Below are 15,525 nucleotides of genomic sequence, written 5' to 3'. Positions count from 1 at the left end.
CCGCGAAAATCGAGAGGCAATAAGGAGTCTTGCAGAAAAAGGAACTGCCGATTCACGCCCAGGTATCGATGATCCGCCCAAGCATTTCGTCGGAGGCTTTGGCCACTTTGGCGCCCAGTTCGACCTGATGCGCTGCCAGCGCCTGCTCGACCGAAGCGGTGGCAAGATCCAGTTGCTGGCTGCGGTCGACACTGCGCAGGCGCTCGGCCTGGAAGTCGCTGGACTGGCTGGTGGCGGCGCGCTCGGCGCTGAGGTTGGCGACCTGGCTGGCGGCCTGATCGAAGCGGTTCTGGCCGTTCTGAATGGCGCCAAGGCCGGCGTAGAACGCGGAATTTCCAGTGATTTCCATGTCAGGCCTCCAAGGGCTCGGATTCAGCGGCAAAAACAGCACCGTGCTGATTGAAGCAGCACTGCGCAAACCATACGCCTGTAGACCATTAGTAGCCTAGTGCCATCCGACAGACGCAACCTGCTGCAAGCTCAGCGCAACCGGTGCAGATGCAGGTGCTGCGCCACGTGCTGCGCAGTGGCCTGTTCAAGCGTGGGAACATGGCCCAGGCAGGGTGCCGATAACCGTTCACTCAAGCTCGCCAGGTTCTCGTCCAGGCGCGAGGTCTGCGGCTCGATGATGTTGGCCACCCAGCCGGCCAGTTGCAGGCCATCGGCAGCGATGGCTTCAGCGCTGAGCACAGCGTGGTTGATGCAGCCCAGGCGCACCCCCACCACCAGAATCACCGGCAAGCCCAATGCTACCGCCAGGTCAGACAAATTCGCCTTGCCGCAAAGCGGCACCCGCCAGCCCCCAGCGCCTTCGATCAGGGTGAAATCGGCCTGCTGGGCCAGCACCCGCTGCATCGCGGCATGCAGCTGTTCGACACTCAACACCACCCCCGCCTCCAGCGCCGCCACATGCGGGGCGATGGCCGGTTCGAAGGCGAAAGGGTTGACCTGCTCGTAGGGCAAACGCAGCGAGCTTTGTGCGATCAACGCTTCGGCATCGCTGTTGCGCAGCCCCTCGGCGGTGATCCGGCAACCCGAGGCCACCGGTTTGGCGCCGAGCGTGCTCAGCCCCTGCGCCTGCGCTGCATACAAAAGGCCGGCAGCGACCGTGGTCTTGCCGACATCGGTGTCGGTGCCGGCAATGAAATACGCCTGATTCATTTCAATCCTCGCCCATCAGCGGTTTGCGCAGCACGCCGTACACCACTTGGTAGGTCGCCGGCAGCCCTTGCGTGTCGCGGAAACGTTCGTAGGCGCGCAGCAGGCCGTCGATTCGCGCTCGACCGGTAAGCCCGGTAGGCCGGCCAGGGTTGAGGTTGTGGGCACCCAGCGCCTTGAGCTCGTGGGTCAGTCTGCGCACGTCGGGGTAATGCAGCACATGGGCCTGGCGCTGCACATCGAGCACCTGCAAAGGGCTGGCAGCGGTCAGGCGCTGGTAGTCGTCGAAGTGGCGGAAGCGATTGACGTGCACCTGGCCGTCGACCGCCTGCCAACTGGCACGCAGTTCATCGAGGGTGCCGACGCACAAGCTGCTGAATGCGAACACCCCGCCTGGACGCAGTACCCGCGCCGCCTCGTCGAGCACCGCAGAAAACTGCCCACACCATTGCAGCGCCAGGCTGCTGAAGATCAGATCGAAACAGCCGTCCTGCAACGGCAGACGTTCCGCGTCGCCAGCCACATGGTGACGCGCGCCACCCTGCTGCCGGGCGTGGTCGAGCATGCCCTCGGCCAGATCCACGGCAACGCCATCCTCGCCATGACGCTCGGCAAGAATGCGACTGAAAAAGCCGGTGCCGCTGCCCAGGTCCAGCCAGCGCGGCGCCGTCAGCGGCTGCGGCAGGCGTCCGAGCAAGTTGTGCCCCACCGCACGCTGCAACGCGGCAACGCTGTCATAGCTGGCGGCCGCACGGGAAAACGACGCCGCCACCTGACGTTTGTCCGGCAATGTACCGGGCAGGTTGGGCTGGGATAGATCAGTCATCACCACTCTCATGCAGGAAACTCTTGATGCCTTCGGCCAGATCCTGCGGGTACTCCAGCAGGAAGGCATGGGAACTCTCTTCGACCAGGCCGACCTCGACGTCAGGCAGCAGCTCGCTCAGGGCCTGCGCCGCTTCGGCCGGCACCAGCGCGTCGCTGCCGGCGAACAGGTGCAGTTGCGGGCCGCTGTAGCGCTGCAAAGCCTCGCGTGTATCGAGCTGGGCCAATACCTTGAGACCGTTGGCCAGATACAGCGGGTCGGTGTCGGGCACGCCGATGCCCAGTTGTCGAAGCAAGGTGCGCGGCTGTTGGGCGCCCTCGCTGCACAGGCTGCGAAAGCGCTTGAGGGTCACCTGGGTGTGGTTCTGGCAGCCGTCGAGGAAGGTGCCGAAGGTGTCGGCGGCCATGCCATGGGGCCAGTCCGCGCGGGCGACGAAGCTGGGGTTGCTACCCAAGGTCAGCAGCCCGCAGCAGTGATCGCCACGGCGCTCGGCCAGGGCGCTGGCGAGCATGCCGCCCAGCGACCAGCCGCCGAGCCAGACATCCTTGGGCAGGCGCCGGTCGAGGTAGTCCAGCCACACCTCCAGCGCGCTGTCGGCCAGCTCTGGCAACGGCGCCAGTTCGACGTGCAGACGTGGGTCCTGGGCCCGCAGGCTGGCGGCCAGGGGTTCGAGGGACGCGGTGCCCAGCCCCCAGCCGGGAAGAAGAATCAGTCGGTCACGCATCGGCAGGCTCCAGTTGTGGATAACAATCGGCCAATACGTCCAACAATAGCTGCACCTGCGCCTCGCTGTGCGCCGCGCTGAGGGTGACCCGCAGCCGCGCGCTGCCCGCCGGCACCGTGGGCGGACGAATCGCAGTGACCAACAGCCCGCGCGCGCGCAGCCGGCGCGACAGCTCGATGGCCCGGGCACTGTCACCGATGACGATCGGCTGGATCGGCGTGATGCTGTCCATCAGTTGCAGGCCAATGTCTGCCGCGCCCTGGCGGAACTGCGCGATCAGCCCATCGAGGTGTTCACGGCGCCAGCTTTCCCGGCGCAGCAGCTCCAGGCTTTTCAGCGTGGCGCAGGCCAGTGCCGGCGGTTGGCTGGTGGTGTAGATGTAAGGCCGGGCGAACTGCACCAGCGCCTCGATCAGCTCTTCACTGCCGGCCACGAATGCCCCGGCGGTGCCACAGGCTTTGCCCAGGGTGCCGATCAGCACCGGCACTTGATCCACACCCAGGCCGAAATGCTCGACCACCCCGCCGCCCTGGGCGCCCAGGGTGCCCAGGCCATGGGCGTCGTCGACCATCAGCCAGGCGCCGCGGGCCTTGGCCACTGCGGCCAGCGCCGGCAGGTCGGCCATGTCGCCGTCCATGCTGAACACCCCGTCGGTGACCACCAGGCAGTCGCCCACGGCCTTGTCCAGACGGCTGGCCAGGCTCTGCGCATCGTTGTGCAGGTAGCGGCTGAAGCGCGCGCCACTGAGCAGGCCGCCGTCGAGCAGCGAGGCGTGGTTGAGGCGATCCTGCAGCACCGAATCGCCCTGCCCGACCAGCGCGGTGATGGCGCCGAGGTTGGCCATGTAGCCGGTGGAAAACAGCAGCGCACGCGGGCGCCCAGTCAGATCGGCCAGGGCTTCTTCCAGCTCATGGTGCGGGGTGCTGTGGCCGATCACCAGGTGCGAGGCACCGCCACCGACGCCCCAGCGCTCGGCACCGGCGCGCCAGGCGGCGATCACCTCCGGGTGGTTGGCCAGGCCAAGGTAGTCGTTGTTGCAGAAGGCCAGCAGTGGCTGGCCGTCGACCACCACCTGCGGGCCTTGCGGGCTCTGCAACAGCGGGCGCTGGCGATACAGGTCAGCGGCGCGCCGCTGGGACAGGCGCGCCGTGAGATCGAACGCCACTTCAGGCCGACGCTGCGTCGTAGAACAGTTCGCTGCTGCGCTGCTCGACCAGCGCCTGCTCGATGGCCGCCTGATGCACCTCGTCGGCGTGCTCTTCACGCGCTTCAGGCTTGATGCCGAGGCGGGCGAACAGTTGCATGTCCTTGTCGGCCTGCGGGTTGCCGGTGGTCAGCAGTTTTTCACCGTAGAAGATCGAGTTGGCCCCGGCCATGAACGCCAGTGCCTGCATCTGTTCGTTCATGGCTTCGCGGCCTGCCGACAGGCGCACATGGGACTTGGGCATCAACAGCCGCGCCACGGCCAGCATGCGGATGAAATCGAACGGGTCGACATCGTCTTCATTTGCCAGTGGCGTGCCTTCGACCTTGACCAGCATGTTGATCGGCACCGACTCGGGGTGCTCCAGCAGGTTGGCCAGCTGGATCAGCAGGCCGGCGCGGTCGTCGAGCGATTCGCCCATGCCAAGAATGCCGCCCGAGCAGATCTTCATGCCGGCATCGCGCACGTAGGCCAGGGTCTGCAAACGCTCGCTGTAGGTACGGGTGGTGATGATGCTGCCGTAGAACTCCGGCGAGGTGTCGAGGTTGTGGTTGTAGTAGTCCAGGCCCGCCTGGGCCAGGGCGCTGGTCTGCTCCTGATCGAGCTTGCCGAGGGTCATGCAGGTTTCCAGGCCCATGGCCTTGACCCCTTTGACCATCTCCAGCACGTAGGGCATGTCCTTGGCCGACGGATGCTTCCAGGCCGCGCCCATGCAGAAGCGGGTCGAGCCGATGGCCTTGGCCCGTGCGGCTTCTTCCAGCACCTTCTGCACTTCCATCAGCTTCTGTTTTTCCAGCCCGGTGTTGTAGTGGCCAGACTGCGGGCAGTACTTGCAGTCTTCCGGGCAGGCGCCGGTCTTGATCGACAGCAAGGTCGAGACCTGCACTTGGTTGGGGTCGAAATGCGCACGGTGGACGGTCTGCGCCTGAAACAACAGGTCGTTGAACGGTTGTTGGAACAGGGCCTTGACCTCAGCCAGGGACCAGTCGTGACGTGTTGTTGCAGTTGTGCTCGCGCTCATCGGCGTTTCCTTGTTTAGGCTGTTGCTGCGCCGCGACAGGGAGCCCCCGCCAGCGCCTCACGGATAGCCCGCATACTCACGGAAGGCCCATGAACTGTCAACTTGCGTTAAAAGCACTGGTCAACAACTGGTTAAATAGCGAGCAAACCTGCTCACTGTGCAGCGAGCCGGCCGAGCAACCCTACCCGCTTTGTCACCCCTGCGAGAACGAACTGCCCTGGCTGATCGACGCCTGCCAGCGCTGCGCCCTGCCGTTGCCCGCAGCCAACCTCACCTGTGCGGCCTGCCTGCGCCGGGCGCCGGCCTTCACCTCGGTGGTCGCGCCCTGGCGCTACGGCTTCCCGCTCGATAGCGTCATCAGCCGCTTCAAGCACCATCGCCAGTGGCCGCTGGGGCGCGTGCTGGCGCTGCTGCTCAGCCACGACCTGCGCCACCGCTTCGAAGAAGGCTTGCCGCGTCCGCACCTGTTGTTGCCCGTGCCACTGGCCAGGCGACGCCTGCGTGTGCGCGGCTTCAACCAGGCGGCGATGCTCGCCCGCTGGCTGTCGGCCGAGCTGCAGCTGCCGTGCAGCGAAGGCTGGCTGACGCGCTGCCGCGACACGCCTGCGCAGCAAACCCTCAGCGCCCGCGCGCGACGACGCAACCTGCGCGACGCCTTCAGCCTGACGCCAGCGGCGCAACCTGCCGGCCTGCACCTGGCGATCATCGATGACGTGCTCACCACCGGCAGCACCGCGCAGACCCTGGCAGCCCTGCTGCGCCGGGCCGGGGCGCAGCGAGTCGACGTCTATTGCCTGGCGCGCACGCCGAGCCCAGCGCAGGCTTGACTTGCACCGGGGGCAGAGGCAACGTCGCGGCTATCTCTCCTTCCGCTACCGTCCTGGAACCTCCACCCTGCCCATGCCCTTGCCTACCTTGCTCACCCAGCACATCGCCCGCCGCCCGCAGCGCATCGCCCTGCTCCAGCATGTCGCCGAGCAAGGCTCGATCACCCGCGCGGCGAAAGCCGCCGGCATCAGCTACAAGGCCGCCTGGGACGCCATCGACGAACTCAACAACCTGGCGGCCAGCCCGTTGGTCGAGCGCAGTACCGGTGGTCGTGGCGGCGGTGGCGCAAAACTGTCGAACGAGGGCCAGCGGGTGCTCGATCTGTACCTGCGCCTGCAAGCGCTGCAAGCCCAGGTGCTGCAAGCCGAACAGGCCAGCGACCTCGACCTGCTCGGACGCCTGATGCTGCGCACCAGCGCGCGCAATCAACTGTCCGGCACGGTCAGCCTGCTGCAACGCGAAGGACGCCACGACCGCATTGGCCTGACCCTGGCCGGGGGCGCGCAGATCACCGCGCTGATCACCCCGGACAGCACCGAACGCCTCGACCTGGCCCTGGGCGATACCGTGGTCGCGCTGCTCAAGGCTGGCTGGGTGCGGCTGTCGCTGGGCGACGAAGCGCTCGACCCCGACGACAACTGCCTGCAGGCGCAGGTCAGCGAATGCCTGGCCGGGGATGACGGGCAAAGTGAGGTGCGCCTGCAACTGGGCAACGGCCAGAGCCTGTGCGCCATCGCCGACAGCGCCTGGCTGCAGCGCCATGGCATCGGCCCGGGCAGCGCCATCGAAGCGTTGTTCCACCCCTCCTACGTGCTGATTGGCACGCCGTTGTAAGGGTTGCGCTACCATGGGCGACTGTTCAGGCCCTGCGGAGCGCCCATGTCTCATCCATTCGACACCCTCACCCCTGATCTGGTCCTGGACGCCGTAGAGAGCGTCGGTCTACTCAGCGACGCTCGGGTGCTGGCGCTCAACAGCTATGAAAACCGGGTATACCAGGTGGGCATCGAAGGCGAGCAGCCACTGATCGCCAAGTTCTACCGGCCCGATCGCTGGAGCGACGCGGCGATTCTCGAAGAGCACCGTTTCAGCGCCGAGCTGGCCGAGTGCGAGGTGCCGGTGGTGGCGCCGCTGCAGTTCGACCAGCGCAGCCTGTTCAGCCATCAGGGCTTTCGCTTCACCCTGTTTCCGCGGCGCGGCGGCCATGCCCCTGAGCCGGGCAACCTCGACCAGCTCTACCGCCTCGGCCAGTTGCTCGGACGCCTGCATGCGGTGGGCGCCACGCGGCCCTTCGAGCACCGCGAGACGCTCACCGTGTCAGCCTTCGGCCACGCCTCGCTGCGCACCTTGCTCGACGGCGATTACGTGCCCAGGGAACTGCTGCCGGCGTTCGAGTCGGTGGCCCGTGACGTGCTCGACCGGGTCGAGAAGATCTACGCCCGTACCCCGCATCAGGTCATTCGCCTGCATGGCGACTGCCACCCCGGCAACCTCATGCACCGCGACGACACCTACCATATCGTCGACCTCGATGACTGCCGCATGGGTCCTGCGGTTCAGGATCTGTGGATGATGCTGGCCGGCAGCCGTGAGGAACGCCTCGGGCAACTGGCCGAGCTGATCGACGGCTATAACGAATTCCACGACTTCGACCCGCGCCAACTGGTCTTGATCGAGCCGTTGCGCGCGCTGCGTCAGTTGCATTACAGCGCCTGGCTGGCGCGGCGCTGGGACGACCCGGCGTTCCCGCACAGCTTCCCCTGGTTTGGCCAGCCGCGTTACTGGGGCGATCAGATCCTCGCCCTGCGTGAACAGTGCGCCGCGCTGGATGAAGCGCCGCTGAAATTGTTCTGAATCCGCCAGGCGGGTTGTCTACACTACCCGCCGCTTCACCCTCACACAGCAAGGAACGTTCATGCACGCCGCCAACCCGCGACGCGGGTATCTGCTGGGCCTGTCGGCCTACGTCATCTGGGGCTTGTTCCCGCTCTACTTCAAGGCCATCCAAAGCGTGCCGGCGCTGGAGATCATCCTGCACCGGGTGCTCTGGTCGGCGCTGTTCGGTGGCCTGATGCTGCTGGTGTGGAAGCACCCCGGCTGGTGGCGCGACCTGCGCCAGAACCCGCAACGCCTGGCGGTATTGGCCCTGAGCGGCAGTCTTATCGCGCTGAACTGGCTGGTGTATGTCTGGGCGGTGAACAGCGGGCGCATGCTCGAAGCCAGCCTTGGCTACTACATCAACCCGCTGGTCAACGTGCTGCTGGGCATGCTGTTGCTCGGTGAACGCCTGCGCCGCCTGCAATGGCTGGCGGTGGGCCTGGCCTGCGTCGGTGTAGCGCAGCAGGTATGGCAGGTCGGCAGCCTGCCTTGGGTGTCGCTGGCCCTGGCGCTGACCTTCGGCTTCTACGGCCTGATTCGCAAGAAAGCCCCGGTGGCGGCCTTGCCCGGCCTGGTCGTGGAAACCTGGATGCTGCTGCCGCTGGCCTTGGGCTGGCTGCTGCTGCACCCCGGCATGGGCAGCGCGCAACCGGGCTTCTACCTCACTACCGAGGCGCTGTGGTTGATGGCGGCAGGCCCGGTGACGCTGGTGCCGTTGCTGTGTTTCAACGCCGCTGCGCGGCATTTGCCCTACACCACGCTGGGCTTTCTGCAATACCTGGCACCGACGCTGGTGCTGGCCCAGGCGGTCTGGCTGTTCGACGAGCACCTGTCGTCCAGCAGCCTGGTGGCGTTCATGTTCATCTGGGCTGGGCTGCTGGTCTACAGCGTCGACACCTGGCTGATTCTGCGCAAACGCTGATCATTTTATGATCGAACCTCTGCAGGCCTTATGGCACAAGGCCTGCAGCGTTATCTCCAGAGCTTATCCACAGCCCCATCCCCGCCGTTTGTGCACAAGCAGCGTCGCTCTGTACATTTTCTGATCAAACTTCTACAAGCCACGCGCTACAAGGCCTACAGCTCTATCCCCCCAGCTTATCCACAAGGCAATCCCCGCCAACTCTGCATAACTTTGCCTGTGCATAACGACTGTGGAAAACCGCCCTAGGCCTCGGCGCGAACGGTCAGTTCCACCATCAGCTCATCGGCCAGGCCTTCCAGGCGCTGTTGCAGGCGCTCGAGCGACAGCTCGGCCGGCAGCGCCAGCACCGCTTCGGCGCGAAACAGCGGCTCGTTGCTCATGGGCGCGGGCTGTACCTGGGTACTGAGCCGTTCCACGTTCACCGCCAGTTGCGCCAGCACCCGGCTGATGTCACGGACGATCCCGGGCCGGTCGTTACCCACCAGTTCCATCGTCACCGCCTGACGCACTGCGCTCGGCTCGCCGCCGCTTTCGGCGATCTGCACGCGAATGCCCTGGCTGGACAGCGCTTGCAGCGAGGTCAGCAGACGGCCTTGCTCGGCGCTGGGCACTGCCACGCTGACGATGCCGGCAAATTGCCCGGCCATGCGCGACATGCGACTTTCCAGCCAATTGCCCTGATGCTCGCTGATGCAGCGCGCGATGCGTTCGACCAGGCCCGCCTGATCGGCGGCGATGACAGTTATGACCAGATGCTCCACAGCACGCTCCTCATGGCAGACAGGCGAACTCCGAGTATAGGCAACGCGCGGCAACCTGCCGCAGCGAGGTTCGCGACAATGATCGTGTACTGTTTGGAGATTTATCTGGAACAATCCACTTGGTTTTTGCGAACATGCGCTTTCCCAGCGTGACCTTGTGCGACCAAATGGTCGCCGAGCGACGCTTTTAGTCTGATGTTCACCGGCGAGCGGCTTCATGTAGTATTCGCCGAACCGGACTACAAGATGTCCTCCGGTTGTCTGCCGAGGCGCCTGTACGCCGCCCCTGTGGCGGATTTCACTGCCGCTTCCCGCCGCCTCAGGGCATGTCCGGGAGCCTTGCGGAAGGTGCGTTACAGGCTTTTTACGATGAGCGAAACAGCTGAGCAGAGTGAGGCAAGCAATGACTGAACACGTTCGAGTCGGTGGCCTTCAGGTCGCCAAGGTCCTGTATGACTTCGTCAACGACGAGGCCATTCCCGGGACCGGCATCGTCGCCACGCAGTTCTGGGACGGTGCTGGAAAGATCATCAACGACCTCGCTGCAAAGAACAAAGCACTGCTCGCCAAACGCGACGCACTGCAAGCGCAAATCGACGCCTGGCACCAGGCGCGCCAAGGCCAGGCGCACGACGCCGCCGCCTACAAAGCTTTCCTCCAGGAGATCGGCTACCTGCTGCCACAAGCAGACGATTTCCACGCCAGCACCCAGAACGTCGATGAAGAAATCGCCCATATGGCCGGCCCGCAACTGGTGGTGCCGGTGATGAATGCGCGCTTCGCCTTGAACGCCGCCAACGCCCGCTGGGGCTCGCTGTACGACGCGCTGTATGGCACCGACGCCATCAGCGAGGAAGGCGGCGCGGAGAAAGGCCAGGGCTACAACAAGGTTCGCGGTGACAAGGTCATCGCCTTCGCCCGCGCCTTCCTCGACCAGGCGGCGCCGCTGAGCGCCGGCTCCCATGCCGATGCCGTGGCCTACCGGGTCGAGGCCGGCAAGCTGGTGGTCGCACTCAAGGGCGGCAGCAACAGCGGCCTGCGTGACGATGCGCAACTGATCGGCCTGCACGGCGACGGCGCCGCGCCTACCGCGCTGCTGCTCAAGCACAACGGCCTGCACTTCGAGATTCAGATCGACGCCAGCACCCCGGTGGGCAGCACCGACGCCGCCGGCGTCAAAGACATCCTCATGGAGTCGGCGCTGACCACCATCATGGACTGCGAAGACTCGGTCGCCGCAGTCGATGCCGACGACAAGGTGCTGGTCTACCGCAACTGGCTGGGCCTGATGAAGGGCGACCTGGCGGAAAGTATCAGCAAGGGTGGCAAGACCTTCACCCGTACCCTGAACGCCGACCGCGAGTACGCCACGCCCAACGGCGGCAGCGTGACCCTGCACGGCCGTTCGCTGCTGTTCGTGCGCAACGTCGGCCACCTGATGACCAACCCGGCGATTCTCGACGCCCAGGGCGAAGAAATTCCCGAAGGCATTCAGGATGCGCTGTTCACCGTGCTGGCTGCGGTGCACAACCTCAACGGCAACACCCAGCGCAAGAACACCCGCAGCGGCAGTGTGTACATCGTCAAACCGAAGATGCACGGCCCGGAAGAAGTGGCCTTCGCCGCAGAACTGTTCGCCCGCGTCGAGCAACTGCTGGGCCTGCCGGCCAACACCCTGAAGGTCGGCATCATGGACGAGGAGCGCCGCACCACGGTCAACCTCAAGGCCTGCATCAAGGCGGCGGCCGAGCGCGTGGTGTTCATCAACACCGGCTTCCTCGACCGCACCGGCGATGAAATCCATACCTCCATGGAAGCCGGCGCGGTGGTGCGCAAGGGCGCCATGAAGAACCAGAAATGGATTGCCGCCTACGAAGACAACAACGTCGACGTGGGTCTTGCCACCGGCCTGCAAGGCCGCGCGCAGATCGGCAAGGGCATGTGGGCCATGCCTGACCTGATGGCGGCCATGCTGGAGCAGAAGATCGCTCACCCGCTGGCCGGCGCCAACACCGCCTGGGTACCCTCGCCGACCGCCGCCACCTTGCACGCGCTGCACTACCACAAGGTCGATGTGCAGGCGCGCCAGGCCGAACTGGCCCAGCGTACCCCGGCATCGGTCGACGACATCCTGAGCATTCCGCTGGCCGCTGACACCAACTGGTCGGCCGAGGAAATCCGCAACGAACTGGACAACAACGCCCAGGGCATCCTCGGTTACGTGGTGCGCTGGATCGACCAGGGCGTGGGCTGCTCGAAGGTGCCGGATATCAATGACGTCGGCCTCATGGAAGACCGCGCCACCTTGCGCATCTCCAGCCAGTTGCTGGCCAACTGGCTGCGCCATGGCGTGGTCAGCCAGGATCAGGTGATGGAAAGCCTCAAGCGCATGGCTGCGGTGGTCGACCGGCAGAACGCCGGTGACGCGCTGTACCGTCCGCTGGCGCCGAACTTCGACGACAACATCGCCTTCCAGGCCGCGGTGGAGCTGGTCATCGAAGGCGCCAAACAGCCCAACGGCTACACCGAGCCGGTGCTGCACCGCCGCCGCCGCGAGTTCAAGGCGCGGCACGGGCGCTGAGTCAGCCTGCCAATCGGGGCCGCTGTGCGGCCCCCATCACCACCCTCGAAAATGACAAGCGACAGCCCTAGGCTCTGCCTGACAAGCCCTGATACTTGGTGATCCTGCGTTGAAAACAGCCTCGGAATGCTCATTTACAACTAGTAAACTCCGCTTCCTCGGCTGTTTTCGCCTTGTCTCCCCGGCGTCTCAGAACTTTTCAGACAGAGCCTAGCCCCGCGCCCCTCCCTCCAGCTTCAACTCAGTGCTCACCAGCTCCAGCAACCGCCCCAGATCCACCGGCTTGAGCAGCACATCCAGCACCCCAAGGTGCATCGCCTCGACCGCCTCCTGCACGTCGGTATCCCCCGACACCACGATGATCGGCAGCTCTGCCCGTTGCGACAGGCGCACCTGGCGAATCAGCGCCAGGCCATCGTCCGGGGCCATGCGCAAGTCGGTGACCATCAGGCCAATGCGCGGATGCGCGCCGAGCTGACTGAGCGCCTGGCGCGCGCCATCGGCCACGCAGGTGTCGATACTGCGGCTGCGCAGGTAGGCCGCCAACGCCTCGCGGTTGACCGGATTGTCATCCACCACCAGCACCGCAGGCGCCGGCTCATCGGGTGCAACCACCCCAGCCAGAGCCTCGCGTTCAGCGTCGCTGAGGATGTCGTCGTGCTCAGTCATGCTCTTCTCGTCAAAAAACTTTCTTTCGCTCAGTTCAGACCGCAACTGACGCGTATACATACTGCCTTTCGTCGGCAATTTGACACCTTGCCCGTTAACCGGCCCTCCTAGACTTACGTCCAATGGGCAGCACCTGCCCAGCGGCCGACCATGGCCCGACAACAACGAGGCCCGCGCCACCTGCGCGGGCCAAGCATGCGGTCAGTGCGATGAGCAAACAGGACGCCTTCGATCAGGCAGGCAGAACAGCGGTGCTGCAGAACATTCAGGGCACGCTGCAGTTCCTGCAACGCTTCCCGCCGTTCAACCAGATGGAGCACAGCCATCTGGCCTACCTGGTGGAACAGTGCCAACTGCGCTTTTATGCCAGTGGTGAAAGCATCGTCAAGCCTGCTGACGGGCCTGTCACGCATTTCTTCATCGTCAAACAAGGCCGGGTGGTGGGCGAGCGGCAGTCGGCCACCGGTGCCGATACCCACGCCACCTTCGAAATCACCAGCGGTGAATGCTTCCCCCTGGCTGCGCTGCTCGGCGAACGTGCCACCCGCACCGAGCACCTGGCCGGCGAAGACACCTTCTGCCTGCAACTGAACAAAGCCGCGTTCATCCGCGTGTTCTCGCTGTCGGAAGTGTTCCGCGACTTCGCCCTGCGTGGGGTCAGCAGCCTGCTCGACCAGGTCAACCAGCAGGTGCGTCAGCGCGCCGTGCATACCCTGGGCAATCAGTACTCGCTCAACACGCCTCTGGGCGAACTGGCCATGCGTCATCCGGTGGTGTGCGCTGCCGACATGCCGCTGCGCGAGGCGGTCGGGCTGATGCACCAGCAGCAAGTCGGCAGCATCGTCATCGTCGATGCACAGCGCTTCCCGACCGGCATCTTCACCCTGCGCGACCTGCGCCAGGTGGTGGCCGATGCCAGCACCGACCTCAGCGCACCGATCGCCCGCCACATGACCGCCCGGCCGTTCTACCTCAGCCCCCAGGCCACCGCCTTCGATGCCGCCCTGGCGATGACCGAGCGACACATCGCCCATGTCTGCCTGGTGGATGAGCAGCGCCTGTGCGGGGTGGTCTCCGAGCGCGACCTGTTTTCCCTGCAACGGGTCGACCTGGTGCACCTGGCCCGCACCATTCGCCACGCCGCCCGCGTGGAAACCCTGGTGTCGCTGCGCGGCGAGATCGGCCAGCTGGTGGAACGCATGCTGGCCCACGGCGCGTCGTCGTCGCAGATCACCCAGCTCATCACTCTGCTCAACGATCACACCGTGTGTCGGGTCATCGAGCTGAGCCTGGCCGAACTGGGCGACCCGGGCATCGCCTTCACCTGGCTGTGCTTTGGCAGCGAAGGCAGACGTGAGCAGACCCTGCACACCGATCAGGACAACGGCATTCTGTTCGAGGCCGCCAACGCCATCGAGGCCGAGGCCATTCGCCAGCGCCTGCTGCCGCTGGCGCAACACATCAACCGCAGCCTGGCGCTGTGCGGTTTCACCCTGTGCACCGGCAATATCATGGCCGGCAACCCGCAGCTGTGCCTGTCGCGCAGTGAGTGGGCACTGCGCTTCGCCGGTTTCATCCGCGAGGCCAGCCCGGAGAACCTGCTCGGTTCGAGCATCTATTTCGACCTGCGCGCGGTATGGGGCGACGAACAGGGCTGTGAACACCTGCGCCAGGGCATCCTCGCCCAGGTCGCCGACAACCGCCTGTTCCAACGCATGCTGGCCGAGAATGCCTTGCGTCAGCGCCCGCCGGTCGGGCGTCTGCGCGAGTTCGTGCTGACCCGCCAGGGCAACGACAAGGCCGCCACCCTCGACCTCAAGGTGCAGGGCCTCACGCCCTTCGTCGATGGCGCCCGGCTGCTGGCGCTGGCCCATGGCATCGCCGCCAACAATACCGTCGAACGCCTGCGCCAGCTGGCACGGCGTGAAATCATCGACGCGCTCGACGCTGCCGCCTTCGAGGAGGCCTACCACTTCATTCAGCAGACCCGCATGCAGCAGCACCAGCGCCAGACCCGCGACAACCAGCCCTACAGCAACCGCCTCGACCCGGACAGCCTCAATCAGCTCGACCGACGCATCCTGCGCGAGTCGCTGCGTCAGGCCCAGCGCCTGCAAAGCAGCCTGGCGCTGCGCTACCAGCTATGAGCCTGCTGAGCTGGCTGCGCGCCCCCGCGCCGACCCTGAGCGAGGCGCTCAAGCAGCGTCTGGCGCAGTTGCCCGGCCCTGCGCCGTGGCGCGACTGCAGCCTGCGCGAGCAGCGCTGGGTGGTGCTCGACCTCGAGACCAGTGGCCTGAACGTCAACCGTGACCAAGTGCTGTCGATCGGGGCGGTGGTGATCGACGATGGCGCCATCGACTTCGCCCAGCAGTTCGAACGGACCCTGCACCGACCTGCACAGAAGACCACCTCCAGCGTGTTGATCCACGGCCTTGGGCCCAGCGCTTTGGCCGCCGGCTGCGATCCGGCCGAGGCCTTGCTGGAGTTGCTCGAATTCATTGGTGACAGCCCGCTGCTGGCATTCCACGCACCGTTCGACCAACGCATGCTGACCCGGGCGTTGAAAGACAGCCTGGGTCATCGCCTGCAGCATCCGTTTCTGGATGTCGCCGAGCTGGCGCCGATGCTCAACCCCGACACCGTGCTGCGCGAAGCCGGCCTGGACGACTGGATCGCCCGCTTCGGCCTGCACGTGCAGGAACGCCATCACGCCAGCGCCGATGCCCAGGTCACCGCGGAACTGATGCTCATCCTGCTCAGCCAGGCGCGCCGACAGCAGTTGGACAGTCCACGGCTGCTGGAACAGCAACTGAGCGCCTGGCGCCGACGCACGGCCCATCACCCCAGCCTTTGAGCAATGCTTGGGCAGGCGCGGCGCCCTGCCCGGCAAGCGGTAGCTCGCTACTACCGCTAACGGCTGCACAGGCGCCAGCGTTCACGGCTCCCTCAC

General features: G+C 65.6%; 15 protein-coding genes. 7 read left to right on the top strand and 8 right to left on the bottom strand.

The genetic code is table 11. The features are described from left to right. Positions 1–52: 52 nt before the first annotated feature. The 6 genes from H618_RS0102115 to bioB all read right to left on the bottom strand — a co-directional run bounded on the left by H618_RS0102115 (position 53) and on the right by bioB (position 4,933). On the bottom strand, positions 53–349 hold the full coding sequence (locus H618_RS0102115; protein WP_028693490.1) for a hypothetical protein: 297 nt from the start codon (positions 347–349) through the stop codon (positions 53–55). A gap of 131 nt (positions 350–480) precedes the next feature. Further along, on the bottom strand, positions 481–1,161 hold the full coding sequence (gene bioD, locus H618_RS0102110) for a dethiobiotin synthase (RefSeq protein ID WP_028693489.1): 681 nt from the start codon (positions 1,159–1,161) through the stop codon (positions 481–483). A gap of 1 nt (position 1,162) precedes the next feature. Continuing rightward, positions 1,163–1,984, bottom strand: coding sequence for a malonyl-ACP O-methyltransferase BioC (gene bioC, locus H618_RS0102105; protein WP_028693488.1), 822 nt, complete (start codon positions 1,982–1,984; stop codon positions 1,163–1,165). After that, a complete protein-coding gene (locus H618_RS0102100; RefSeq protein ID WP_028693487.1) occupies positions 1,977–2,708 on the bottom strand; it encodes an alpha/beta fold hydrolase in 732 nt (243 codons plus the stop codon). Before H618_RS0102100 ends, bioC begins: the two co-directional genes overlap by 8 nt. Further along, positions 2,701–3,873, bottom strand: coding sequence for an 8-amino-7-oxononanoate synthase (bioF, locus tag H618_RS0102095; RefSeq protein WP_028693486.1), 1,173 nt, complete (start codon positions 3,871–3,873; stop codon positions 2,701–2,703). The genes H618_RS0102100 and bioF overlap by 8 nt, the downstream gene beginning before the upstream one ends. 1 nt (position 3,874) lies before the next feature. Then, the gene (bioB, locus tag H618_RS0102090) at positions 3,875–4,933 is read right to left on the bottom strand and encodes a biotin synthase BioB (protein ID WP_028693485.1); all 1,059 of its coding nucleotides are present in this window, start codon (positions 4,931–4,933) and stop codon (positions 3,875–3,877) included. An 89-nt stretch (positions 4,934–5,022) separates the two neighbouring features. Here bioB and H618_RS0102085 point away from each other — a divergent pair, with 89 nt between their 5' ends. The 4 genes from H618_RS0102085 to rarD all read left to right on the top strand — a co-directional run bounded on the left by H618_RS0102085 (position 5,023) and on the right by rarD (position 8,561). Then, positions 5,023–5,760 carry a ComFC family protein gene (locus H618_RS0102085; RefSeq protein WP_028693484.1) on the top strand — a complete coding sequence of 246 codons (738 nt, stop codon included), beginning with the start codon at positions 5,023–5,025 and terminating at the stop codon, positions 5,758–5,760. Between the two features lie 73 nt (positions 5,761–5,833). Continuing rightward, entirely contained in the window at positions 5,834–6,595 is a 762-nt protein-coding gene (locus tag H618_RS0102080; RefSeq protein ID WP_028693483.1) for a TOBE domain-containing protein, read from the top strand. Positions 6,596–6,640: 45 nt separating this feature from the next. Beyond that, positions 6,641–7,615, top strand: a complete 975-nt coding sequence (locus tag H618_RS0102075; RefSeq protein WP_028693482.1) for a serine/threonine protein kinase — start codon at positions 6,641–6,643, stop codon at positions 7,613–7,615. A 61-nt stretch (positions 7,616–7,676) separates the two neighbouring features. Continuing rightward, on the top strand, positions 7,677–8,561 hold the full coding sequence (gene rarD / locus H618_RS0102070) for an EamA family transporter RarD (protein WP_028693481.1): 885 nt from the start codon (positions 7,677–7,679) through the stop codon (positions 8,559–8,561). Between the two features lie 245 nt (positions 8,562–8,806). On the opposite strand, the gene H618_RS0102065 is transcribed toward rarD, so the two are convergent. Continuing rightward, positions 8,807–9,325 carry a glycine cleavage system transcriptional repressor gene (locus H618_RS0102065; RefSeq protein ID WP_028693480.1) on the bottom strand — a complete coding sequence of 173 codons (519 nt, stop codon included), beginning with the start codon at positions 9,323–9,325 and terminating at the stop codon, positions 8,807–8,809. Positions 9,326–9,728: 403 nt separating this feature from the next. Between H618_RS0102065 and H618_RS0102060 the strand changes: the two genes are divergently transcribed. Beyond that, on the top strand, positions 9,729–11,906 hold the full coding sequence (locus H618_RS0102060) for a malate synthase G (RefSeq protein ID WP_028693479.1): 2,178 nt from the start codon (positions 9,729–9,731) through the stop codon (positions 11,904–11,906). A 210-nt stretch (positions 11,907–12,116) separates the two neighbouring features. Here the strand turns inward: H618_RS0102060 and H618_RS0102055 are convergent, their stop codons facing one another. After that, positions 12,117–12,575, bottom strand: coding sequence for a response regulator (locus H618_RS0102055; protein ID WP_028693478.1), 459 nt, complete (start codon positions 12,573–12,575; stop codon positions 12,117–12,119). A 209-nt stretch (positions 12,576–12,784) separates the two neighbouring features. Here H618_RS0102055 and H618_RS0102050 point away from each other — a divergent pair, with 209 nt between their 5' ends. Both H618_RS0102050 and H618_RS0102045 read left to right on the top strand, forming a co-directional pair. Continuing rightward, positions 12,785–14,722: a putative nucleotidyltransferase substrate binding domain-containing protein gene (locus H618_RS0102050; RefSeq protein WP_028693477.1), complete on the top strand. Its 1,938-nt coding sequence runs from the start codon at positions 12,785–12,787 to the stop codon at positions 14,720–14,722. Next, positions 14,719–15,429 (top strand): 3'-5' exonuclease, encoded by a 711-nt coding sequence (locus tag H618_RS0102045; protein ID WP_028693476.1) that lies wholly within the window; start codon positions 14,719–14,721, stop codon positions 15,427–15,429. Before H618_RS0102050 ends, H618_RS0102045 begins: the two co-directional genes overlap by 4 nt. Positions 15,430–15,525: the final 96 nt, after the last annotated feature.

Origin of the sequence: Pseudomonas cremoricolorata DSM 17059 = NBRC 16634 (assembly GCF_000425745.1) — a bacterium.
Taxonomy (GTDB): Bacteria; Pseudomonadota; Gammaproteobacteria; order Pseudomonadales; family Pseudomonadaceae; genus Aquipseudomonas; species Aquipseudomonas cremoricolorata.
Note: the sequence above shows the minus strand (reverse complement) of the source record. Positions and strands in the feature narration are given on the sequence as shown.

Bases quoted from the DNA above. Each gene is read 5' to 3' on its own strand.
- H618_RS0102080 (WP_028693483.1), top strand. From the start codon at position 5,834: ATGCCCTTGCCTACCTTGCTCACCCAGCACATCGCCCGCCGCCCGCAG.
- H618_RS0102045 (WP_028693476.1), top strand. From the start codon at position 14,719: ATGAGCCTGCTGAGCTGGCTGCGCGCCCCCGCGCCGACCCTGAGCGAG.
- H618_RS0102075 (WP_028693482.1), top strand. From the start codon at position 6,641: ATGTCTCATCCATTCGACACCCTCACCCCTGATCTGGTCCTGGACGCC.
- bioD (WP_028693489.1), bottom strand. From the start codon at position 1,161: ATGAATCAGGCGTATTTCATTGCCGGCACCGACACCGATGTCGGCAAG.
- H618_RS0102055 (WP_028693478.1), bottom strand. From the start codon at position 12,575: ATGACTGAGCACGACGACATCCTCAGCGACGCTGAACGCGAGGCTCTG.
- H618_RS0102115 (WP_028693490.1), bottom strand. From the start codon at position 349: ATGGAAATCACTGGAAATTCCGCGTTCTACGCCGGCCTTGGCGCCATT.
- H618_RS0102060 (WP_028693479.1), top strand. From the start codon at position 9,729: ATGACTGAACACGTTCGAGTCGGTGGCCTTCAGGTCGCCAAGGTCCTG.
- bioB (WP_028693485.1), bottom strand. From the start codon at position 4,933: ATGAGCGCGAGCACAACTGCAACAACACGTCACGACTGGTCCCTGGCT.
- bioC (WP_028693488.1), bottom strand. From the start codon at position 1,984: ATGACTGATCTATCCCAGCCCAACCTGCCCGGTACATTGCCGGACAAA.
- H618_RS0102050 (WP_028693477.1), top strand. From the start codon at position 12,785: ATGAGCAAACAGGACGCCTTCGATCAGGCAGGCAGAACAGCGGTGCTG.
- rarD (WP_028693481.1), top strand. From the start codon at position 7,677: ATGCACGCCGCCAACCCGCGACGCGGGTATCTGCTGGGCCTGTCGGCC.
- H618_RS0102085 (WP_028693484.1), top strand. From the start codon at position 5,023: ATGAACTGTCAACTTGCGTTAAAAGCACTGGTCAACAACTGGTTAAAT.
- H618_RS0102100 (WP_028693487.1), bottom strand. From the start codon at position 2,708: ATGCGTGACCGACTGATTCTTCTTCCCGGCTGGGGGCTGGGCACCGCG.